Genomic DNA, 22105 nt, shown 5'->3' with positions numbered 1-22105 from the left:
AGCAGAGGAACACTTTTTCACTTACATACTTTCATGCATTGTACGATTAATTACATCGATTTGTTGTTCACGAGTTAATTTAATAAAGTTTACAGCGTAACCAGATACGCGAATTGTTAATTGTGGATATTTCTCAGGATGTTCCATCGCATCCATTAATGTTTCACGATTAAATACGTTAATATTTAAGTGATGGCCTTCTTTTACTGCGTAACCATCAAGCATTGATACTAAGTTACGTACTTGTACATCATCTTCTTTACCAAGTGCTTTTGGAATAATAGAGAATGTATTAGAAATACCATCTTGTGCATCTTCATATGGTAATTTAGCTACAGATAATAATGAAGCTAACGCACCTTTTGTATCGCGACCATGCATTGGATTCGCACCTGGTGCAAATGGTTCTCCAGTACGGCGACCATCTGGAGTGTTACCAGTTTTCTTACCATATACAACGTTAGATGTGATTGTTAAGATCGACATTGTATGAACAGAATTTCTATATGTTTTATGTTTACGCAGTTTATTCATAAATGTTTTTACAAGATTTACAGCGATTTCATCTACACGATCATCATTATTACCGTATTTAGGGAAATCTCCTTCGATTTCAAAGTCAACTGCAATACCGTTTTCATCACGAATTGGTTTTACTTTTGCGTGTTTAATTGCACTTAAAGAGTCTGCTACTACAGATAGACCCGCGATACCTGTTGCCATTGTACGAAGAACATTTGTATCATGAAGTGCCATTTCAATACGTTCGTAGCTATATTTATCATGCATGTAATGAATAACATTTAATGTGTTTAAATATAGACCTGCTAACCATTCCATTGTCATATCAAACTTATGCATAACTTCTTCATAATCTAATACTTCAGAAGTAATAGGTGCGTACTCAGGACCAACTTGTGCTTTAGATTTTTCATCTTTACCACCGTTAATCGCATATAGTAATGCTTTTGCTAAGTTTGCACGTGCGCCGAAGAACTGCATTTGTTTACCAATTCTCATTGCAGATACACAACAAGCAATTCCGTAGTCATCGCCGTAGTCAGCACGCATAATGTCATCATTTTCATATTGAATTGCTGATGTTTTAATAGACATTTTCGCACAGTAGTTTTTGAAGTTCTGTGGTAATTGTTTAGACCAAAGAACTGTTAAGTTTGGTTCTGGAGCTGGTCCTAAATTATCTAATGTATGCAAGAAACGGAATGAGTTCTTTGTTACTAATGGACGACCATCTAATGCCATACCACCGATAGACTCAGTTACCCAAGTTGGGTCACCAGAGAATAATTCATTATAATCAGGTGTTCTTGCAAATTTCACAAGACGCAATTTCATAATGAAGTGATCCACAATTTCTTGTACTTCTTCTTCTGTTAAAGTACCATTTGCTAAATCTCTTTCAATATAAATATCTAAGAATGTAGAAGTACGTCCAAGACTCATCGCAGCTCCGTTTTGCTCTTTAATTGCTGCAAGATATGCGAAGTATAACCATTGGAATGCTTCTTGCGCGTTTGTGGCAGGCTTAGAAATATCAAAGCCATGAGAAGCGGCCATTTGCTTTAACTCTTGAAGTGCACGCATTTGCTCAGATAACTCTTCGCGTAAACGCATTGTATCTTCGCTCATTACACCGCCAGTTAAATTCAAATCAGCTTTTTTCACTTCAATTAAATGATCAATGCCATATAATGCTACGCGTCGGTAGTCACCGATAATACGTCCACGTCCGTATGCATCCGGAAGACCAGTAATTACACCTGATCTACGAGCCGCTTTCATTTCTGGTGTGTATGCATCAAATACACCTTGATTATGAGTTTTTCTCCAGTCTCTGAAAATACTGCTAAGTTCTTTATCCATTTCGTATCCATAAGATTCACAAGCTTGTTCCGCCATACGAATACCACCATATGGTTGTAAAGAACGTTTAAATGGTTTTTCAGTTTGGAAACCGACTACTTTTTCAATATCTTTATTTAAATATCCTGGTTCATGTGATGTAATAGAAGAAACAATTTTTGTATCCATATCAAGAACGCCACCGTTTTCACGTTCTTTCGTTGTTAAATCCATTACTTGATCCCAAAGTTGTTTCGTTGCTTCAGTTGCTCCCGCTAAGAAAGATTCATCTCCTTCGAAAACGTTTACATTATTTAAAATGAAATCGCGAACATCAATCTCTGCTTTCCATTTTTCACCTTTAAAGTTTTCCCATGCGTTTTTAACATTTTCTAATACTTGAGTCATCCTAATCTCCTCCATTTTTGATTAGTACAGGACTAAGATTTTTTATATAACAGCTTACACACTTAGAATACTACTTTTTGGCTAAAGTGAACGAAATAGTTGTGACATGTTTGTGAAACGTTGAGCAAACTACTATATGCATAGTGTTAACTTCGCTTAAAAGTCTTTATAATTAACCCTTTCCTTAATTGTATTTTTTTGGTATCCTTATATACGAGTCCTATTTTGTAATATAAGAACAATACCCATTGTAGAGCTGTAATACTCTTATCTCCTAATCTGTTATAGTTTTTATAACAGAACAAAAAAGTGTACATATGTTGTACACTTTTTTTGTTACTACTCTAAAACATCTCTTTTTCTATTCCCATCATAGAATCCACCACGACTGCCTTCCAATATAATTAATTGCTCTAATCCTTCTATATGATCACCTATAATTCGCAAGACAGCTGGAGGATGACCTATTTTTGCAAAATGTTCACTGGGACGAATGCGATTCATCTTATCTACCTCTACACGACTTACACATGCAATCTCGAATCCTGACAGAATAGCTTTCACTTGAGCTACACAAGGTGACAGTAAAGATCTATAACCGATTTCCTTCAAACACTTATTGCTAAATGCATTAGGTACAGCAATAAGTGAGCCTACTCCTAGATCTTTTCTATCACAAGCTAAATTTAATGCATATTTAAATGCAGTTACAAGATGAAGCGGTACTCTTAAATCTAAATAATGATTTAGATCATTTAATGCGACATCCATTCCATCTGCAATAGCTTTTGCAAATGGATATAGCTCATTAGCTGGAATAACAAAATCACCGTCTATAAATAATACAATTTCTCCTTTTGCAAAATAAGTGCCAAGTGAACGCCCCACATCGTTTCCAAGTGCTTCTTTATATACAATTGTTGTTGCTCCCTTGTCTTTTGCAATCGTTTCTGTTTGATCAGACGAACCATTTACAACAACGATAATTTCAAAAGGTTCAATTTTGCGAAGCTCTTCTATAACGTTTCCAATTGTTTTCTCTTCATCTTGTACAGGAATAATGACCGATAATTGCTTTCCTTTATACAATTTGGATGTAACGCCCCATCCTTGATAAAAATCTTCGAAACTTAAAGTATGATAGACACTGTCTCTTTTCCTATTTCCATCATAATATCCTCCGCGCTCATCACTGCCTACTATTCGTTCCGCTACAGCTTCTATATGATCACCTATCATCCGTTTTTCAGATTGAGAAAGACCCGTTCCATACGCAGCATGCTCAGTTGGCCGAAATTTATTCGGCGTAATAACATCAATTGCACAATGACGACTAATTCTCCATTTGCTTTGTACTAGGCGTAAATGAGCTACAATAGGATTAACAAAACATTCATATCCAATGCTTTGAACAACTTCTTTCGTCAACGCATGAGGTACAGATAATAAAGAATCAATTTTTAACTCTTCACGCTCTAACATTGCATTTAATATTTGGCGCCATACTGTCACGGAGTGCGGTTTTTGTTTCTTTAAAAATAGTGCGTCCAAATTATTTAAAACGATGTCGGCCTGATCATGTAAAATTGGATTCAGGAATAATTGTAATTTTGAAGTTTGAATAGCAAAATCTCCATCTATAAATAGTAGTACATCACCTATCGCGTGTTTTGCGCCGACCGCACGTCCAACATCGTTCCCGAGTAGCTCTGTATACTCGATTACTTTACACCCTAAACAACTGGCAACCTCTTCTGTGCCATCGTTACAACCGTTTGCTACTACAATGATCTCTACTGGATTTAATCCTTTTACCGATTGAATAACGTCTGAAATCATATCCGCTTCATTACATACAGGTATAATAATTGATAGCGACTTAGCCATTGTTTTCTTCACGAAACCATTTAATAGTTTCTTTCAATCCTTGTTCCCACGTTACTATCGCTTGAAACTGCACAAGTTCTTTTAATTTCGTTACATCTGGTCTTCTATTTGGAATTTCTTCAAAGCCATGTGGGTATACCTCTTCGAAAGGAACTTGGACAATCTTTGAAGAAGATTTCGTTAGCTTTTTAATTACTTCTGCTACTTGTTTTATACTCTTTTCGTTCTCAGAACCTATATTAATAATCTCACCATTTACCTTCTCATCCATCGCTCGAATCGTTGCCTCTACCGCATCACTTACATACGTAAAGCAACGTGTCTGCTTTCCATCTCCATATACGAGAATGTCTTCTCCTTGCAGTGCCGCACTGATAAATCGTGGAATTACCCCTGCATACGGACCATCTTTCGCTCTTGGACCATAAATATTAAAATAACGAACAATCGTTACAGGTAAACCTTCTAAAGCGTATCCTAAACATAATGTTTCTTCTAACGTTTTACAAATTGCATAACTCCAACGTATTTTAGAAGTAGCCCCGTATAATCGATCCCCCTCTTCAGAGAAGGGTGGCTTTGCCTTACCATATACTTCTGAAGTAGACGCAAAAACTACTTTCTTCTTTCCTTTTAGCGCTGCTTGTAAAATGTTTCTCGTTCCATCAAAATTCGTTTCAATAAGCTCTATACTCTTTTCCATTGTCGTTTTCACACCTAAAATTGCTGCTAAATGAAAAACTACATCATGTTGATTTACTAATTCATAAATTGAACTTTTATCTAAAACGCTTATTGGAATAACCCGAATTTCTTTCATTAACTCATCATGATATTTGTTTTTTCCTTTATAGAAGTTATCAACAATTGTGACCCCATAACCTCTTTTTACCAATTCTTCAGCTAGATGCGATCCAATGAATCCTGCTCCACCTGTAATTAAACATTTCTTACTCATACACTCACCTTCTTTACAATTCCACGTGTATCTATTACTCGCTTCATTCCTTTAAAAAGCTTCCAATCGATATTAGAGTGATCAGTTAAAATTAAAATACAACCCGCTTGTTTCATGACTTGTTCATCCAAAGAAACAGATTGGTACACCTTATCTCCAAATTTTGCAGAAGAAATATATGGATCATGATATTCTATCTCATATCCTTCTTCTATTAACAATTCAATAATTGGCAACGCTGGTGATTCTCTTAAGTCATTTACATCTTTCTTATACGCAATTCCTACAATTAAAACTGATGCAGGCGATTGCACCATGCCTTTTACTTTCCGGACTATTTTCTCTGGCATTTCTTCATTAATTACATGTGCCGCCTCAATTAATTGACTAATTGCTCCATTCTTTTTTATTCTCCATTGAAAATATAAAGGGTCTACCGGAATGCAGTGTCCCCCTATCCCTGGCCCTGGCCAATATGGGGTAAATCCAAACGGTTTTGTAGATGCAGCTTCAAGTGCCTCATAAAAATCAATTCCTAAACTTTCACATAGTGTGTTTAACTCATTTACTAATGAAATATTGACTAGGCGCTGAATATTTTCAAATAACTTACACATTTCCGCTACTTTCGGAGAACTAACTGGAACAACTACATCAAATGTAGTACTATACAACTCCTGTACTTTTTGTTTACACTTTTCTGTTTGTCCACTAATAACTTTTGGAATCGTTTGAACGGAATAGTGACTATTAGCCGGATCAATTCTCTCAGGGGAATATCCGATATAGAAATCTTCTCCTACCTTTTGACCTGCTTGAGAAATAATTGGAATAATAACTTCCTCAAGCGTGCCTGGATATGTGGAGCTTTCGAAAATGAAGGTTTGTCCTTTTTGAAGGTGTTGTTGTATATAATGAGAAGCTGAAATGAGGGCACTTAAGTCTGGTTCTCTTTGTTCATTAATTGGAGTCGGAACAGTGACAATAACATAATCACTATTTTGAAAATCAGCAATACCTTGATCCGGTGTATTTACTATTATTTTTTTTTTAGTCAATAAACTTTGTAACAATTTAGAAGAAACATCTGGAATGTAGCTTTCTCCTTTTATAATTGATTCTATTTTTCTAGTATCTTTATCTAATCCAAGCACCGTATGTCCTTTCTCTGCAAAATGAACTGCCAAAGGAAGGCCAACATATCCTAATCCGATAATGGCAACTGTACTACTAACATTCATCTGTATTCTCTTCTTCCTTTCTCAATTGTTGAATTATATTTCTATCCCGCTCTCCATCTGTAAAACTCCCGCGCTCGTCTGTGGATTGCAATAAATATGCAATTGCTTCAATTTGATCACCGAAAATACGGTCAAATGCTGGAATACGCCCATTTACAAATCCATGTTGCTCTGGGCGCACTCGATTTGTTTTTATAACATCTACAAATTCTACTGCTGTAATAGAGAACCCCTCCAAAATAGCTTTCATTTGAGCTAATGGTGGAATGATAAGAGAATCATATCCGATTTTCTCTATTACCTTTTTATGCATAGCATGTGGTACTGCCGTTAATGAGTTGTTCCATAAATCTGGTCGTTTCGCTATCAAATTCACAAAATATTTTCCCATGCTAATTGGATCTGCTGGATGGAACATATCTAATAAACACTGTAAATCATTTAATGCCACATCATGTCCATCTTCAATAGCATGTAAAAATGGAATTAGTTTTTTTCCCGGAATAACAAAATCACCATCAACAAATAAACAAATATCGGCCGTGGCATGCATAGATCCTATCGCTCGGGCCACATTATGACCAAGTGCTTCCCCGAATTCAATAACGATAACATTCTCTAGCTTTGCTTGTTTAATTGTCTCCATATCAGCGCCATTCGCAACTACTATAATTTCATCTACACCTGCTTTTTTTACTTCTTGTATAACAGATCTTATAGTCATTTTCTCTTCTGATACTGGGATAATAGCACTATATTTCGCTTTTTTCTTTTGTAATACAACTGGTTTATACTTTCCTATAAACCCTCTATCCCTACTTCCTTCCGAAAAGCCACCACGTTTACCATATATTTCGATTACGTATTGCAAAGCACGTAAATGATCTCCCATAATACGACTAGTCGCTTTCGGATAAGGAGAACCGGGTGATGTACCAGTGTGCACAGGACGCACTTTATTTGTATGAATGACATCGACCGAAGCCATATCGGCAATATCTACTCCTCTAGACATCGCCATCGCTTGAAATAGTGTTGGATCCGCTAAATTCCACCAACCAAATTTCTGAATAACTTCCTTACTCATTGCATGTGGAATTGCGATTAAAGATCCAACAACAAGCTCCTTTTTATTCAAATAGCGATTCAACATACATTTGCCAACTGTCGTATAATGCGGTCTCATCTTTAAATAAACGGACCATGTTAAATTATTCACAACAATTTGGTGGCCTTGTTGAATTCCTTTTATGAAACGTTGCAACTCTTTGTTATCAATGACGATGTCACCATCTAAAAACAAAACGATGTCACCTTTCGCTTCTCTTGCTCCGATTGCCCGTCCAACATCATTGCCAAGAGAATAGTGATAATAAATGACATGGCAATGATGTTGTAACGCTATTTCTTTTGTCCCATCTGTCGATCCATTATCAACTACGATAATTTCATAAGGTTCGAGCTTCTCCACTTCTACTAAAACTTGTGATAAAGTACTCGCTTCATTATGCGCTGGAATAACAACTGATACTCTCATATTTGTATCACTCTTACCCTTCCAAGCGAACATAAGCAATAATAGGTGTACGCACAACTACATCTTCCGGTGGTCCATAAGAAGGAGAAGTACGAACACTTACCGCCCCATCTGTCACAGATAACAGAATACCCGCAACAATTTCAACCGCCGTCACAACTTGCACTAGCTCCCCAACATGGTTACGCAATTCTTCAGTAAATAACATATATAAGTCTCCTTTCTTACGCTTCTTTAATTGATATAATGCTTGTAAATGGTAATAAAATTTCTGTTCCTATCCCTTCTTGCAATGTTAAGAAATCATCACCAACTGCTACAATTACACCCGTTAACTGTCCAACTGTCACCGTAATTTCTACGTTTTTACCCAAATACTGCTCTGCAATTTCTTTAAAAGGTGATGTATTACATTCTTTTAATATGTTACAAATAATAGATTGAAATCTACTTGATTCAATAAATTCTTCCGTAGCTTGCTTAGAGTTTCTTTGAATAAATCTCGCGAAGTTTTGTGAAAATAAAAGTCGTTCCACAGCAGGCAATAACTTATTATCTAAAAAATAATCTAATTGTCTATTAAACAATCTCGATAACTTTTTCCAATACTTACCGAACAGACACATACACTTCTCCTCCTATTAATTTTAAATTATAAAAATACATCCATACATCTTAATGTATACAAAACAGACTTTTTTGTGATAGGTAAGACATACATTTTTTAACAAAACAATATGTTCTAATCACAAAAAAGATAGATGGTATTCCATCTATCTTTATATATATTAATTTTTAATTGTAACTATCACAGAGACACTGTAATAAACTGCTCGTGGTAATTCTGCCTGTTCACTTATAGAAGCTGTAACAAGAGACCCTCCGCTTGCCGAAAAATACTTAACAGCTTCTAACGGAATACCGTCTTCTTTCACATCTATGTGTGTTCCATCCCGCCAATCTATTTTCTGCATTGTTGCTGAAAGGTCCCCAGTCACTTTACCAAATTCTTGACCATCCACCCCTAAAAAAATCCATTCCCACTTTGTTAAACTTAGTATTTGTTTTAACTCTCCAATTTTCTTTCCATCTATATTAGAAAAAATATAGGCGTTGCGTACTCCCATCTTCTTTTGAACACGCAACAATCTTTCTCCCGAGTGATTATATAAATAAAGTTGTTGCTTATGTAATCCCCTAAAAAGAAAAGAAAGTAAAGCTTGCCATACACGTTGAATAACAAAATCATACTCTTCTTTTAAAAACCCTACTGTATTTCCGTCTAATCCAAAATATGTTATTACTTGAAATATCCCTACCTCTTTACGAACAACAAATTTTTGTTGCTCAAATAATTCAGAAGTCTCTATATTATAATTTTCCTGTTTAAGCATTTTTGATCTTCGTTTTTCCATAAAGCTATATATTAATAATCCAAATGCCGGTAGTACAACACCTAATAATTTCAGATTTTCTTTCTCCGAAGTGAATAGCGTCCCTTTTTTATATTCCATCAACAATGCAATTGCAACGATAATCCATACAATGATAGATACCCAAAAAATTCGTTTCGCATTACGTGCGTGATGCTTATGTATACTCATATCCCTCCCCCTTTTCCATTTATCCCGCTATTCGCCGGACAGTAAGACCCCCACTTCAAAATTCAGCGAAAGCAAAGAAGTTAGGTGGGGGATCAACTGCCCGTAAAAGCCCGATTGGTTCAACTAATAATCAGTGGGGGATGAAGAAAACCCCCACTGATTAAAGTTTCACTTTATTTCATTATCTCATTGCCCCCTACACTTCCTCAATAAAAAAGACTATCCAATAGGATAGTCTCTTACACTTCAATATTTCGCAACATCGTATAAATATCGTTATTCACTTTACCAAACGATTTAATGTTATTTTGAATGTTAGATAATAAAACGACATACACACTTCCGTTTTTACTAAATCCATTTAAACAATTCCATCCTGGCATTACACCGTGATTCGAATAACTTCCCGGGTCTACATACCAACCAAATCCGTAATCCTTTTTCACAGCCGTAAACATTTGATCATAGCTTTCTTTTGAAATTAACTTCCCAGAGAAGAGCGCTTCATTAAATAAATATAAATCATGTGCACTTGTATATATATCACCACAACCATATAGTTGTGACATACTTGGAATATTAGGTGTTGTCATATTGTTATTTACTATTTTATAACCTGTCGACGGGAACCTTGTTTGCTCTAACGCTTTACCGAAACCAGAATGTTTCATACCAGCAGTAGCAAAAATATGTTGTTTAATATATTCTTCTAACGGTTGTCCACTTACCTTCTCAGCGATGTAAGCGAGTATAGAATAGTTCGAATCGGAATATTTCCATTTCTCTCCTGGACTCCCAATACGCTTTTGCTTTCCTATTCGTTTTATCAATTCTTCATGAGAAATATCCTCTGTTCCCTGCTCATACTCTGGAATTCCTGATGTATGTGTTAGTAAATGTTTTAACTGAATACCATTACCTTGAGGGAAATCTGGAATATACTTTGCAACCGTATCCTCTACGTTTAATTTATGTTGATCTTTTAATTGCATAATTGCAGTCGCTACAAATGCCTTTGAAATAGAACCAATATAAAAAGTTGTCTCTGAATTGTTCGGTACTTGTTTCTCTTTGCTCGCCATGCCGTACCCTTTATTCAAAAGAACTTTTCCATTCTTCACAATAACAGCTGTCCCGCTAAATCCTGTGTTTTGTAAATATTGATCTAATTGAGCGTTTTCATTAATTTCTTGAGGTGGTCCCTCAGCAGGCTTTTCTACAGCTTGTACTTGCTTCACTTGTTCTTCCTGCTCTTTTTGTTTTTGTGCTTCTTGCTTCTTTTTTTCTTCTTTCTTTTTTAGCTCTTCTTGTTTCTTCATTTCTGCTGCTGCTTTTAAAGTTTCTTCTTTCTTATTATCCGCAACAATTTTTGTATACATGAAATATACAACTGAAAATAGTAAGACGAGAATGATTGTTCTTTTTATGTATACAATCGGCTGACGTGCTTTCCCATTCGCATTATTTTTTTCCTGATCCATAATTGCTTTTTTCCCCTTATTTACCGATAATTTAATTCCACTACACAAGATTCATTCCAGATCTTTTTCATAGATTTTTGACATTCCATTCGACGTCATCCCTACTTTATCACGCACGGTACATATTACCAACCTATATGTACAAAAAAGAAAAAGAAAATTTACAAAAGTAAGATTCCCGTTAAATTTTTAACATAAAAAAAGAGGATATCCTCTAAAAAACTGATGTTATCAATCTTTTTGGATATCCTCTTATCTAATTATTTATACGTGTTTTTTCATATCATCGGCAACAGATTCAACATTTGTACCTACGATAACTTGGACACTCGTGTTACTTAATTTCATAACACCTTTTGCACCAGCACGTTTTAATGCTGCTTCATTTACTTGACCAGCATCTTTCACTTGTAAACGTAAACGTGTTGCACAGTTATCAATAACTGTTAAGTTTTCTTTTCCACCTAAAGCTGCTACGTAAGTTTCACCAATTGAACCTGCAACTGGAGCTTCTTCACCTTCAGCTAGTTCCTCTTCATCTTCACGACCAGGAGTTTTTAAATCGAACTTCTTAATTAAGAAGTAGAATACAACGAAGTAAATTACTGCGTAAATTAAACCGACTCCTGCTAGTAATACTGGTTTTGTTGCAATACCGAAGTTTAAGAAATAATCGATTGCACCGGCACTAAATGTGAAACCATCATGAATGCCAAGAGTTGTTGTAATGAATAGAGACAGACCTGTTAATACAGCATGAATTCCATATAATACTGGTGATAAGAACATGAATGAGAATTCAATTGGTTCTGTAATACCAGTTAAGAATGAAGTTAATGCTAGACCACCTAACATACCTGTAACCATTTTACGTTTTTCTGGTTTAGCAGCCGCAATCATTGCGAAACATGCTGCTGGTAAACCGAACATCATAACTGGGAAGAAACCAGTCATAAACATACCCGCTGTTTTATCTCCTGCAAGGAAGCGAGCAATATCACCATTTACAACATTACCTGCTGCATTTGTAAAGTCACCAAGTACGAACCAGAAGTATGTGTTCATTACATGGTGCAAACCAATTGGAATTAATAGACGGTTTAATAAACCAAATAGCCCTGAGCCAACTGCCCCTAAATTAACAATTCCATGAGCTAATGCATCGATAGCATTTTGAATTGCTGGCCAAATTTGTGCGAATAGAATTCCTAATAGTAGCATCACAACCGATGTAACAATCGGAACGAAACGTTTTCCAGCAAAGAACCCTAACCATTCTGGAAGTTTAATCTTATGGAATTTATTATAAAGAAGTCCTGCTATAACACCGACAAGAATACCACCTAAAACTTTCATATCCACTTTAGTCGATAATTCGGCTGCCTTAGATACTTGTGTCATTGTATCTGCAAGCTTAGATGGATCTACATTAGCGCTATTACCTATTAAATCTTGGACTTTGCCTAATTTATCTTGTAATTCTACAGTAGAATATCCCTTACTAAGTGCATCAATACTGTTTTTCATAACTAGATAACCAATTGCACCTGCAAGACCTGCTGCACCACTACCATCAACTGAAAGACCGATTGCAATACCAATTGCAAAAATAAGTGCTAAATTATCAAAAACTGCTGCACCGGCCTGTGCCATAACAGGAATATCAAATACATCTGGTTGCCCTAAACGAAGCAATAATCCTGCTGCTGGTAGTACGGCGATTGGAAGCATTAATGCTTTACCAATACGTTGTAGAAACTGCAACATTTTAATTCCCCCTATCAAATTTATGAAATCGTTATCATTATAAGTACGCCTTAGAAAACGCTTTCTATTTACATAACCATAATAACATATAGTTGTATAGATGTGTAGTTTTTATTTTTGAATTTTTTATGGATAAATCTCCTATTTCCAAACTGTTATATAAAAGGAAAATTCTCCTTTTTTAATACAGAATACTCAAACGAAAGACGAACGATATAACATGTAACTTTCGTTTTATCATTCCACTTTTTCATGTTATTATTTATTTCCGAGCATATCGGGAAAAGTAAACTTAGTTAATTCGAAATAGGAGCGTTGGTACTATGCAGTGCATTGAAACAAACAACTTACAACAGTTGTTAGAACAAGTAAAACCATATACGAAAAAAGGAAATCTTGCTACTTATATCCCCGAACTAGGAAATGCAAATCCAGATGATTTAGGGATTGCCATTTTCCATAAAGAAACAGAATACATCCATGCTGGCAACTCACAAACACTATTTACTCTTCAAAGTATTTCAAAAGTAATTACACTTGCACTTGCCCTTTTAGATCGTGGTGAAGAATATGTATTTTCTAAAGTTGGAATGGAACCGACTGGTGATCCATTTAATTCTATTATTAAGTTAGAAACGACAAGTCCTTCTAAGCCGCTTAATCCAATGATTAATGCAGGAGCACTAGCTATTACAAGTATGTTAACAGGAAAAGATAATGAAGAAAAAATGGAGCGCATCCTTCATTTTGTACGTGAAATAACGGATAATCCTACTATTAATTATTCTTCTAAAGTTGCCACTTCAGAATTAGAGACAGCTTACTTAAACCGTTCACTTTGTTACTATATGAAACAAAACGGAATTATCGATTGTGACATCGAAGAACTTATGGATTTATACACTCGTCAATGTGCAGTGGAAGTAAACTGTATCGATTTAGCACGTATCGGCTTAATTTTTGCGATGGATGGATATGATCCATATAAGAAAAAACAAATTATCCCTAAACATATTACAAAAATCTGTAAAACATTTATGGTTACATGTGGTATGTATAACGAGTCTGGTGAATTTGCAATTCGTGTTGGTATTCCAGCAAAAAGTGGTGTAGCTGGTGGCATCTTCGGCTGCGTAAAAGGAGAAATGGGAATTGGTATTTTCGGACCGGCTTTAGATGCAAACGGAAATAGTATCGCTGGTTTTAAAATTCTTGAACTTCTTTCTGCTCAAGAAGGTTGGAGCATTTTTTAATTCAGAGTTATCCTGCTATACTAGCAGGATTTTTTTATTTCATAAAATCCTCAACTTTATCAGCTATCCATCCCCTTACAAAAACCGTACTGAAAGTTTCTCTATATCATGCATATTTGCTCCCCCCTCCTGAATAATATAGTACAACCTAGCGCTATATGTGGAGGTGTGAAAGATGAAACTAATATTTCAAATGGAAAAACAGCCTGTTCTTGAAAAAACAATTCTTCTTTTTATATTGAGTATTGTAGAAAGCTTGAAGTTAAAAGTTGTTTCACTCGATGAAGCTCACCGATACATATTCAATTTAGAAGTGCTTGAACTACTAATGGATCGGAACATCGATGATCAAGTACTTGAACTCATTCATTTCGGAATGGGACTTGAAGACATTCATCATGTGCTTCCTGAAGAACTTGAACATACTATCGAAGAATTAAAGTGGCTTTGCATTCAAGTGTTAAGTGAATACAGTATGCATGAAGAATCGGAACAATTAATTGAAGATATACGTTAAAAAAGCACCTATGTAGGTGCTTTCATATTTATATAAACAGTAACGTTTCGGTAATTGCACATTCGATGTCGATATATGCCATTCATTCGAGTATTTCCGAGGAAATGCTCGAACATTGTATGTTACAATAACTGATCTATTCCAATAAGAATTAATAGCACGCCCGCAATAACAGTAGCCCATTTCCCTAAGTATGCTGCTAAAAATCGTTTTCCTACATACGCAAAACCACTAATACAAATAAAACTAAACACCCCAGAAATAGTTGCTGTAAGCCACAGATTCAAATTTGTTACCCCAGCATCAAATCCACCTGCGATATTATTAATAGACAATGCAACGCCTAACACAATTGCTTCAGAAAAACTAATTGTTTTAGATCCATCAAAATCTGCTTTTTCTGGATCCCGTAAAATTTCCATAAGTACACTATCATCTTTAGAGTCTACGGTCTCTTTTTTACTCAAGAAAGGCTGACATAAAATAAACACTCCAATTATTCCTAAAACAATGGCCCCAATCAAATTTGCCGTAAACTCTGAAATAAATAATGCGATCCAGTTCCCAAAAAATCCAGCTAATAAAGTAAATAAAAATCCAAAAAATGCAATGATAAAATTATTAAACCACGAAATTCGAATTTTACGAATGCCATATGCAATCCCAACACCTGCATTATCTAAATTAGAAGCGATCCCGATTAAAAAAATTGAAAATAGACCTGCCGTACTCATAAACAGCCACCCCTTTTTCTCACTTTTCCATGCATCTTATGAAAATGTTGAGCAACTGTGCCTGTCTGTTTCATATACATGTAATAAATGCTCAACATTTTTTCAACAATAAAAAAGGAGTGCCTTCACTATGCCTAAAGAAAATCCAAATGAGCGGCTTAGTATATTAATAAAAAAACTTTTAAAAGAACGTGCCTTATCCATGCGCCAATTAGGAATGCATACAAATATTGATCCCGCAACAATCTCAAGAATTATGAATGGTAAACAACCGCCAAAACAAAAACATCTACAAAAATTTGCAGAATGTTTGCAAGTTCCACCTCAATTGTTATTTGATGAAATGTATCCTGATTCTCCTCACATAAATAAAGAAAAGACGGATATGTACACATCTCTTGATACCATTCAGCAAACGCTGCAATCCTCTAACTTATTCGATTTTGACTATACAACAACACGCGTAAAACAAGAACTTGAAAACTATGAACGCTATGCTCAAACAACAGAAGGTGAAAAACGTATTCATGAAAGTTTTGCAAGTAAATTAGAACAAATCGATAGCGCTGGCCCTTTTATTGAACAATTAACGGATATGTATCAACAATTTTGCAATGAGACTACTTCAAATGAGGAACGTGCGGTTCTCGGAGGCGCATTATTGTATTTCATTTTATCAACAGACATTATCCCCGATTATCTCTTTCCAATTGGCTATTTAGATGATGCAATTGCTGTTGAATTAGCGAAAGAGAAATTAATCGAACTAAAACGAAAGACATAGAAAAACAAAGAACTATTTCAGTTGTTTCTGTTCAACTCTGAAATAGTTCACTAAAAAATCGTACAAGTATACATACCTGTACGATTTCAACATACTAATCTATTTTTTTGTATGACACCATTCATATATAAATGCTGTTATTACTTTTGTAAATTCAATTAACTGTTCTACTTCAACTTTCTCATTTATTGAATGCGCTTCTTCTAATGTACCTGGTCCGTAAATAACAGCCGGAATATGAAATTCACTAAACCAACCACCATCCGTTACCGTTGCAGACATATCTAAAATTGCATGTTTAGATAGAATTGATTCATGTACTGAGCAAAGAGTTTTTACTGCTGCATGTTCACTATCTACTTCTAAAGAAGGGAAAATTTCGCCACGATCCACAATCATTGATTCTCCACCCCACTTAAATTGTGGTGGATTTTCACTTAACCATGGGTCGGCAGCCGCTACTTTCCCAATATACGCTTCAATTTCTTGTACGATTTGTTCATGTGTTTCATTCGGATAAAAGTGCACTGTTATCCATAACCGGCACTCGTCCGCAATAAACGCTGCATGCCGTCCGCCTTCAATAACAGCTGGGTTAATTGTTGTTGTTCCAGATGGATAACCTTCATATGTTTTCATCACTGCCCAATGACGCTCTAATTCTTGTAAACTTTGCACGATTTTCATCATTTTTTCAATCGCACTCGCTCCGAATAAACGTCCTCCAGCATGAATCATTTGCCTGCGTGTTGCATCATGAAACGTCTGGGGGCTTTTCACAGTAATCCATCCAGTAATTACGCCGCCCTGTCCTTGCATATGTAAATCACTCGTATCCACTACGACTGCAAAATCAGCATCATAACCTCTTTTGCAGCATTGAAGTGTACCTGCCTCTCCAACTTCTTCCCCAATTACTGATTGAAAGATTAAATCTCCAGGTAATTCAATGCCTGCTTCTTGTAAAATCTGAATAGCAAATAGCGCTCCAGCCAGTCCACCTTTCATATCTGCCGCACCACGTCCAACTAGCCAACCATCTTTTATAAACGGATCAAACGGATGAGTCTCCCACGCCTCATCTGCTGACACTTCAGCTACATCCATATGTCCGTTAATAATAAGACTTTTATGTGTGTCACTTTCTATTCCTTTTTTCACCCCAACAACGTTCGGGTCATTCGGATATACATCCCATTTATCAACATTAAAATTTCGTTTTCTTAGAAAATCCGCAACAAATTCTTGTGCCTCATTTGTGTTTCTCGCCGGCGGTGCTGGTGTTTCAAAACGGATTAAATTCTTTGTAAGCTCTAGTAGATCATTCTTTCGTAGATCAATCTGTTCTAATAGCTGTGAAACTTCTTGATTCATCGCTAATTCCCCTTTGCATACATAGTATGTTTCCAGCTTTATTGTCACAAAAAAAGAGACTGTTTACAATTTTACAGTCTCTTTTTTCAGCATAAGTTTCTAATATATTTATAAACTTTCTGCTTCTGTTGTATTTACTTTTTCAACATGTTCTATTTTGCTTCCCTTATTTTTGGTCGCACGGTAAAACAGTAAGCAAACAATCATAAATGGAATTCCACAATATAACGCCATTCTTTGCTCTGGGATAAAGGCCATAGCTACGATTACCGTTACATTTAATACTAACGCAAGCAGTGGTACGAATGGATATAGGGGTGTTTTAAATTTCAAGTCCTTCACATCCCCGCCCTGCTTAATATACGCCCTTCTAGCTAATAAGTTAGATAGAGCAATAGATGCCCAAACTAATATCGCCCCAAATCCGGCAATAGAAAGTAGCCATAAATAAACTGTATCTTCCGCATAAATACCTGATAGTAATGAAAGACAACCTACAATAGTACTTACAATCAATGCATAAATAGGAACACCATTTTTAGATAACTTACCAAAAATCGGACTAATCATTCCTTGATTAGACATAGACCATAGCATACGAGAAGTTGCATATAATCCTGAATTCGCAACGGATAAAACCGCTGTAATAATAACAAAATTTATAATATCAGCTGCATAAGGAATACCAATTTTATCAAATACAACTACGAATGGACTTTCTATCACTCCCGCTTGCTGCCAAGGGAATAGTCCCGCAAGAATAAAAATAGATAATACAAAGAACACAAGTATACGCCAAACTGTATTATTAATTGCCTTCGGGATTGTTTTTTCTGGATTTTCACTCTCTCCAGCTGCAATACCAACTAGTTCCGTTCCTTGGAAGGAAAAATTAACTGCAATCATCGTAATTAAAATGGCTGATAATCCATTTGGAAACAACCCACCATAATCAGTAAAGCTAGAGAACATCGGTGCTGGTTCATTTCCTTTCATATCTAGAAAACCAAACATTGCTGCCCCGCCCAAAATAATAAATGCAATGATTGTAATGACTTTAATACTTGCAAACCAAAATTCAACTTCTGCAAAACTTCTTGAAGATAATGCATTTATAGCAAAGAGAAGCACCGCAAACGCTACACACCAAATCCATGACGGTACATCAGGAAACCATCGTTTCATTAAAATACTAACTGCAATCAGTTCAATACCTATCGTAGCAGACCAGTTTAACCACGACATCCATCCCACTACATAACCCGCTGCAGGGGAAATGTGCTTTGTAGCATACGTTTGATAAGATCCTGCGTCAGGCATCGCAACAGCTAACTCTCCAAGACAGAGCATCGTTAAATACATAACAAATCCTCCAACAAGATACGCTACAATCGCTCCTCCAGGCCCAGCTTCATGAATTGTATACCCAGATCCTAAAAAAAGACCGGTACCAATAACTCCTCCAAGTGCAATCATAAATATGTGCCTGCTTTTCAATTCTCTTTTTAACCCTTGGTTTTGATCCATCATATAAATCCCCCCTTTTCACTTTGGAAACCCATTTCATGTAAGCGTTTTTAAAATTGTTCATAATAAGAATAATTATTGAAAAGAGCAAAATGCATAGTATTAATCACTACCTGTTATTAAAAGATCATCCCTCACTGTTATTAATAACTTTTGATTAGCGATGGCTTGTCCTTCTACTACTTCTAATGATTCGATATACCCACTGATTCCTACCTTAATTTCTACTTTCTGTTTATCTATTGTTTCAATTAACGCTAATTTTTCCCACTCGTATACGTAAGAACTTTCCATAACAAATAACTTCTCTACTTTCCCGTAACAAGGACTATACACGCCTTCTATAACCGTCTTCACTTTATAAATTCCTCCTTCTTATTAATTGGTACTGAAACGTTGCATATCCCTCCTTTAAAGATTTCAACTATTATTTATGCAAAATGCGTACCAATCTCCAATTCCTGTTTAAAATAAAGGTTTCTCACAAAAAAATCTTCATAACCGCAAAATTTTTCTATCATTCAAGAAGTTTTAAAAAGAAAATAGCAAAAAATTTTTGCGATTTTATAAGAATTTTAATAAAATTATAAAAAGTCAGTCTTCATAGGGTGAAATGAGGAGAAGATAATCTATGCGTACAGAAGACATTAATTTTAAACAAATCATTGAAATGAATATGCTATATGAAACTTTACTCAATGAACTCGATATCGGGATTCATATTATTAATGAGGAAAGTAAAACGATTATCTATAACCGCAAAATGATGGAAATTGAATCAATGGAGCGCTCAGATGTGCTATATAAAAGTCCTTTAGAAGTATTCGCATTTGAAGAAAATAAAAATAGTACTCTTATAGAAGCATTAAAATTAGGAAAAACAAACAAAAATATAAAACAAACGTATTTTAACAATAAAGGGCAAGAAATTACGACGATTAACAATACTTTCCCTATAATAGAAAACGGAAAAATTAAAGGCGCTATTGAAATTTCAACAGAGATTAGCCACTCCAAACAAACAATGAAAACGAACCTTTCTCGAAAACCAAATAATAAGTTTACCTTTGATCACATTATCGGTGATTCTAGCGCTATTCAATCCGTCATTACAGAAGCTAAGAGAGTAATTCGTACATCCTCATCCATACTTCTCGTAGGAGAAACAGGTACCGGAAAGGAACTATTCGCACAAAGTATTCATAATGAAAGTCAGCGTTCAACAAAACCATTTATTTCACAAAATTGTGCCGCTATACCTGATACACTCATGGAAAGCTTATTATTTGGTACGAACCGAGGTGCATTTACAGGAGCCCTCGATAAAGCTGGTTTATTTGAAGAAGCAAACGGAGGAACTTTGTTATTAGATGAGATCAACTCATTAAGTCCAGCACTTCAAGCGAAGTTACTGCGAGCTATACAAGAAAAAACAATACGAAGAATCGGAGGCACACAAGAAAAAGAAATTGATGTTCGTATTATAGCAACTATTAATGAAGACCCTCTTGAAGCTATTGCACACAATCGATTACGGGAAGACTTATATTACCGATTAAGCGTCGTTACTTTATGTCTCCCGCCTTTACGTGAACGAAAAGAAGATATTCCAGCTCTTGTTCAGCACTTTATCGAAAAGTACAACATTCAATTTGGACTCGGCGTAACAGATCTAGATGTACATGTAAGAGAATTCTTGTATGCATATGATTGGCCTGGAAACGTACGAGAATTGGAACATATCATTGAAGGTTCAATGAATTTAGTTGAAGATGAAAATATCATTACAGCGTTTCATCTTCCCACTCGCTTTCGCGAACAAATAAAAAAAGAATTCAATATGCAACCTTCCCTGACTAATAACGATGCTGATGCACCTAAAACGTTAAAGCACACAATAGAGGCAATGGAAAAGAACTACATCAATCAAATTCTGAAAGAGTACCACGGTAATATTTCACAAGCTGCAAAGTTTTTGGGATTAAGTAGGCAAAACTTACAATATCGGATTAAAAAACTTCATTTACACATATGAAATGAAACTTTAATCAAATGTAGGATGAATCCGCTTCCAAGTACAAATCATTATTTGGAAAAATATGCTATAATAAACATATAACATACTAGAAAGGAACGATATATATGAGTAATGATAAAAAATTAAAGTTATTACAATACTTAGCCTTCTTCCCTGTCCTTCTATGTATGATGCTACTCATTGATATGAATGCCTATCCTTATGCAAAGCTACTAGCAACAATTAGCGGCTCTTTTGCAGCTATTATGCTGGCTGCTTTTTGGAATTTAAAGATACGTATGAAGAAAGAGAAATCTTCTTAACACCAAAACATAAAAAAATCGAGCCTACACAGCTCGATTTTTTACTGATTATTAAAACTCCACATTCTCCAAATACAAACCACTCGCATCAGCAAGGCAATTAATTTGATTACGTTGTTTAGCCTCTAAAATTTGTGGAATTGCTTCTGCATCTAATTGTCCTAATCCAACTTCAATTAATGCTCCAACAATTTTTCGTACCATGTTATGAAGGAATCCGTTACCACTTACTCTAATTTGTACAAATCCCGCCTCTTCCATCACATCAAGTGTATATACTTCTCGCACCATAGACTTTTTCTTTGATTTCGCATTTGAAAAAGCGGTAAAGTCATGTGAACCAACTAAATGTTTCGCAGCTTCTTTCATGCTTTTCACATTTAATTTTTTATTCACATGCATGCTGTATTTACGCATAAATGGATTTGTATGCTCTTCATTCCAAATCTTATAAAGATACGTTTTTGCTTTAGAGTTGTAACGAGCATGGAAGCGATCTTGAACTTCTTCTACATTCGTAATGCTAATATCATTAGGTAAATATTGATTTAAATATTTTTTCACTTTATGTTCCACTAACTTCTCATCACTTTGAAAGTTAGCAACTTGATTCAAAGCATGTACACCAGCGTCTGTTCTACTACAACCGATAATTTCAATTTCTTTTCCGACCATTTCAGATATAACACTTTCGATTTTCCCTTGAATTGTATTATCGTTATTACCGAGACGTTGCCAGCCTTTAAAACGTGCACCATCGTACTGAATCGTTAATTTATAATTATTCATTTTACTCTCCTTCATAGAAAATATTCCCTCATATCGTGAGG

At 35.4% G+C, this 22105-nt stretch carries 20 protein-coding genes; 5 read left to right on the top strand and 15 right to left on the bottom strand.

Annotation, left to right across the window (positions count from 1 at the left end):
- Nucleotides 1–21: 21 nt before the first annotated feature.
- The 10 genes from pflB to nagE all read right to left on the bottom strand — a co-directional run bounded on the left by pflB (nucleotide 22) and on the right by nagE (nucleotide 12746).
- Complete coding sequence (gene pflB, locus KZZ19_RS02535; RefSeq protein ID WP_237982170.1) at nucleotides 22–2271, bottom strand: formate C-acetyltransferase; 2250 nt, start codon at nucleotides 2269–2271, stop codon at nucleotides 22–24.
- A 339-nt stretch (nucleotides 2272–2610) separates the two neighbouring features.
- Nucleotides 2611–4158 carry a glycosyltransferase family 2 protein gene (locus tag KZZ19_RS02530; RefSeq protein WP_237982171.1) on the bottom strand — a complete coding sequence of 516 codons (1548 nt, stop codon included), beginning with the start codon at nucleotides 4156–4158 and terminating at the stop codon, nucleotides 2611–2613.
- The gene (locus KZZ19_RS02525; RefSeq protein WP_237982172.1) at nucleotides 4151–5116 is read right to left on the bottom strand and encodes an NAD-dependent epimerase/dehydratase family protein; all 966 of its coding nucleotides are present in this window, start codon (nucleotides 5114–5116) and stop codon (nucleotides 4151–4153) included. Before KZZ19_RS02525 ends, KZZ19_RS02530 begins: the two co-directional genes overlap by 8 nt.
- A complete protein-coding gene (locus tag KZZ19_RS02520) occupies nucleotides 5113–6357 on the bottom strand; it encodes a nucleotide sugar dehydrogenase (RefSeq protein ID WP_237982173.1) in 1245 nt (414 codons plus the stop codon). The genes KZZ19_RS02525 and KZZ19_RS02520 overlap by 4 nt, the downstream gene beginning before the upstream one ends.
- Complete coding sequence (locus tag KZZ19_RS02515; protein ID WP_432442722.1) at nucleotides 6347–7927, bottom strand: glycosyltransferase family 2 protein; 1581 nt, start codon at nucleotides 7925–7927, stop codon at nucleotides 6347–6349. Before KZZ19_RS02515 ends, KZZ19_RS02520 begins: the two co-directional genes overlap by 11 nt.
- Nucleotides 7908–8102, bottom strand: coding sequence for a hypothetical protein (locus tag KZZ19_RS02510; protein WP_000899482.1), 195 nt, complete (start codon nucleotides 8100–8102; stop codon nucleotides 7908–7910). The genes KZZ19_RS02515 and KZZ19_RS02510 overlap by 20 nt, the downstream gene beginning before the upstream one ends.
- A gap of 16 nt (nucleotides 8103–8118) precedes the next feature.
- Nucleotides 8119–8520 (bottom strand): hypothetical protein, encoded by a 402-nt coding sequence (locus tag KZZ19_RS02505; RefSeq protein ID WP_000335519.1) that lies wholly within the window; start codon nucleotides 8518–8520, stop codon nucleotides 8119–8121.
- 162 nt (nucleotides 8521–8682) lie between these two features.
- On the bottom strand, nucleotides 8683–9498 hold the full coding sequence (locus KZZ19_RS02500; protein ID WP_237982175.1) for a sugar ABC transporter ATP-binding protein: 816 nt from the start codon (nucleotides 9496–9498) through the stop codon (nucleotides 8683–8685).
- A gap of 239 nt (nucleotides 9499–9737) precedes the next feature.
- Nucleotides 9738–10979, bottom strand: coding sequence for a serine hydrolase domain-containing protein (locus KZZ19_RS02495; protein WP_237982176.1), 1242 nt, complete (start codon nucleotides 10977–10979; stop codon nucleotides 9738–9740).
- A 264-nt stretch (nucleotides 10980–11243) separates the two neighbouring features.
- Nucleotides 11244–12746, bottom strand: coding sequence for an N-acetylglucosamine-specific PTS transporter subunit IIBC (gene nagE, locus KZZ19_RS02490; protein WP_088095034.1), 1503 nt, complete (start codon nucleotides 12744–12746; stop codon nucleotides 11244–11246).
- Between the two features lie 323 nt (nucleotides 12747–13069).
- Here nagE and glsA point away from each other — a divergent pair, with 323 nt between their 5' ends.
- Both glsA and KZZ19_RS02475 read left to right on the top strand, forming a co-directional pair.
- Nucleotides 13070–13999: a glutaminase A gene (gene glsA, locus KZZ19_RS02480; protein ID WP_063263184.1), complete on the top strand. Its 930-nt coding sequence runs from the start codon at nucleotides 13070–13072 to the stop codon at nucleotides 13997–13999.
- Nucleotides 14000–14174: 175 nt separating this feature from the next.
- On the top strand, nucleotides 14175–14516 hold the full coding sequence (locus KZZ19_RS02475) for a DUF3969 family protein (protein WP_000766602.1): 342 nt from the start codon (nucleotides 14175–14177) through the stop codon (nucleotides 14514–14516).
- A 122-nt stretch (nucleotides 14517–14638) separates the two neighbouring features.
- Here the strand turns inward: KZZ19_RS02475 and ytaF are convergent, their stop codons facing one another.
- Entirely contained in the window at nucleotides 14639–15250 is a 612-nt protein-coding gene (gene ytaF / locus KZZ19_RS02470; protein WP_088095031.1) for a sporulation membrane protein YtaF, read from the bottom strand.
- Between the two features lie 130 nt (nucleotides 15251–15380).
- Here ytaF and KZZ19_RS02465 point away from each other — a divergent pair, with 130 nt between their 5' ends.
- Nucleotides 15381–16034, top strand: coding sequence for a DUF1232 domain-containing protein (locus tag KZZ19_RS02465; protein WP_088095030.1), 654 nt, complete (start codon nucleotides 15381–15383; stop codon nucleotides 16032–16034).
- A 99-nt stretch (nucleotides 16035–16133) separates the two neighbouring features.
- On the opposite strand, the gene KZZ19_RS02460 is transcribed toward KZZ19_RS02465, so the two are convergent.
- The 3 genes from KZZ19_RS02460 to KZZ19_RS02450 form a co-directional block, all read right to left on the bottom strand.
- Nucleotides 16134–17408 (bottom strand): acetylornithine deacetylase, encoded by a 1275-nt coding sequence (locus KZZ19_RS02460; protein ID WP_237982177.1) that lies wholly within the window; start codon nucleotides 17406–17408, stop codon nucleotides 16134–16136.
- Between the two features lie 108 nt (nucleotides 17409–17516).
- Nucleotides 17517–18938, bottom strand: a complete 1422-nt coding sequence (locus tag KZZ19_RS02455; protein WP_237982178.1) for an amino acid permease — start codon at nucleotides 18936–18938, stop codon at nucleotides 17517–17519.
- Between the two features lie 99 nt (nucleotides 18939–19037).
- Nucleotides 19038–19292, bottom strand: a complete 255-nt coding sequence (locus KZZ19_RS02450) for a biotin/lipoyl-containing protein (RefSeq protein ID WP_237982179.1) — start codon at nucleotides 19290–19292, stop codon at nucleotides 19038–19040.
- Nucleotides 19293–19566: 274 nt separating this feature from the next.
- Here KZZ19_RS02450 and KZZ19_RS02445 point away from each other — a divergent pair, with 274 nt between their 5' ends.
- Together KZZ19_RS02445 and KZZ19_RS02440 are read left to right on the top strand one after the other, a co-directional pair.
- Nucleotides 19567–20970 (top strand): sigma-54 interaction domain-containing protein, encoded by a 1404-nt coding sequence (locus KZZ19_RS02445; RefSeq protein ID WP_237982180.1) that lies wholly within the window; start codon nucleotides 19567–19569, stop codon nucleotides 20968–20970.
- 107 nt (nucleotides 20971–21077) lie between these two features.
- Entirely contained in the window at nucleotides 21078–21275 is a 198-nt protein-coding gene (locus KZZ19_RS02440; protein WP_237982181.1) for a hypothetical protein, read from the top strand.
- Nucleotides 21276–21326: 51 nt separating this feature from the next.
- Here KZZ19_RS02440 and truA read toward each other — a convergent pair whose 3' ends face one another.
- Entirely contained in the window at nucleotides 21327–22064 is a 738-nt protein-coding gene (gene truA, locus KZZ19_RS02435) for a tRNA pseudouridine(38-40) synthase TruA (RefSeq protein WP_237982182.1), read from the bottom strand.
- Nucleotides 22065–22105 lie beyond the last annotated feature (41 nt).

The sequence above is a fragment of the Bacillus thuringiensis genome (genome assembly GCF_022095615.2).
Lineage (GTDB): Bacteria > Bacillota > Bacilli > Bacillales > Bacillaceae_G > Bacillus_A > Bacillus_A cereus_AG.
This window is presented reverse-complemented; position numbering and strand designations above follow the sequence as displayed.

Excerpts from the sequence above, each read along its gene's own strand:
- KZZ19_RS02520 (WP_237982173.1), bottom strand. The coding sequence starts at position 6,357 with ATGAATGTTAGTAGTACAGTTGCCATTATCGGATTAGGATATGTTGGC.
- glsA (WP_063263184.1), top strand. The coding sequence starts at position 13,070 with ATGCAGTGCATTGAAACAAACAACTTACAACAGTTGTTAGAACAAGTA.
- nagE (WP_088095034.1), bottom strand. The coding sequence starts at position 12,746 with ATGTTGCAGTTTCTACAACGTATTGGTAAAGCATTAATGCTTCCAATC.
- KZZ19_RS02455 (WP_237982178.1), bottom strand. The coding sequence starts at position 18,938 with ATGATGGATCAAAACCAAGGGTTAAAAAGAGAATTGAAAAGCAGGCAC.
- KZZ19_RS02515 (WP_432442722.1), bottom strand. The coding sequence starts at position 7,927 with ATGTTCGCTTGGAAGGGTAAGAGTGATACAAATATGAGAGTATCAGTT.
- KZZ19_RS02465 (WP_088095030.1), top strand. The coding sequence starts at position 15,381 with ATGCCTAAAGAAAATCCAAATGAGCGGCTTAGTATATTAATAAAAAAA.
- KZZ19_RS02500 (WP_237982175.1), bottom strand. The coding sequence starts at position 9,498 with ATGAGTATACATAAGCATCACGCACGTAATGCGAAACGAATTTTTTGG.
- KZZ19_RS02440 (WP_237982181.1), top strand. The coding sequence starts at position 21,078 with ATGAGTAATGATAAAAAATTAAAGTTATTACAATACTTAGCCTTCTTC.
- KZZ19_RS02530 (WP_237982171.1), bottom strand. The coding sequence starts at position 4,158 with ATGGCTAAGTCGCTATCAATTATTATACCTGTATGTAATGAAGCGGAT.
- KZZ19_RS02505 (WP_000335519.1), bottom strand. The coding sequence starts at position 8,520 with ATGTGTCTGTTCGGTAAGTATTGGAAAAAGTTATCGAGATTGTTTAAT.
- truA (WP_237982182.1), bottom strand. The coding sequence starts at position 22,064 with ATGAATAATTATAAATTAACGATTCAGTACGATGGTGCACGTTTTAAA.
- KZZ19_RS02525 (WP_237982172.1), bottom strand. The coding sequence starts at position 5,116 with ATGAGTAAGAAATGTTTAATTACAGGTGGAGCAGGATTCATTGGATCG.
- KZZ19_RS02510 (WP_000899482.1), bottom strand. The coding sequence starts at position 8,102 with ATGTTATTTACTGAAGAATTGCGTAACCATGTTGGGGAGCTAGTGCAA.
- KZZ19_RS02495 (WP_237982176.1), bottom strand. The coding sequence starts at position 10,979 with ATGGATCAGGAAAAAAATAATGCGAATGGGAAAGCACGTCAGCCGATT.
- KZZ19_RS02475 (WP_000766602.1), top strand. The coding sequence starts at position 14,175 with ATGAAACTAATATTTCAAATGGAAAAACAGCCTGTTCTTGAAAAAACA.
- KZZ19_RS02445 (WP_237982180.1), top strand. The coding sequence starts at position 19,567 with ATGCGTACAGAAGACATTAATTTTAAACAAATCATTGAAATGAATATG.
- KZZ19_RS02460 (WP_237982177.1), bottom strand. The coding sequence starts at position 17,408 with ATGAATCAAGAAGTTTCACAGCTATTAGAACAGATTGATCTACGAAAG.
- ytaF (WP_088095031.1), bottom strand. The coding sequence starts at position 15,250 with ATGAGTACGGCAGGTCTATTTTCAATTTTTTTAATCGGGATCGCTTCT.
- pflB (WP_237982170.1), bottom strand. The coding sequence starts at position 2,271 with ATGACTCAAGTATTAGAAAATGTTAAAAACGCATGGGAAAACTTTAAA.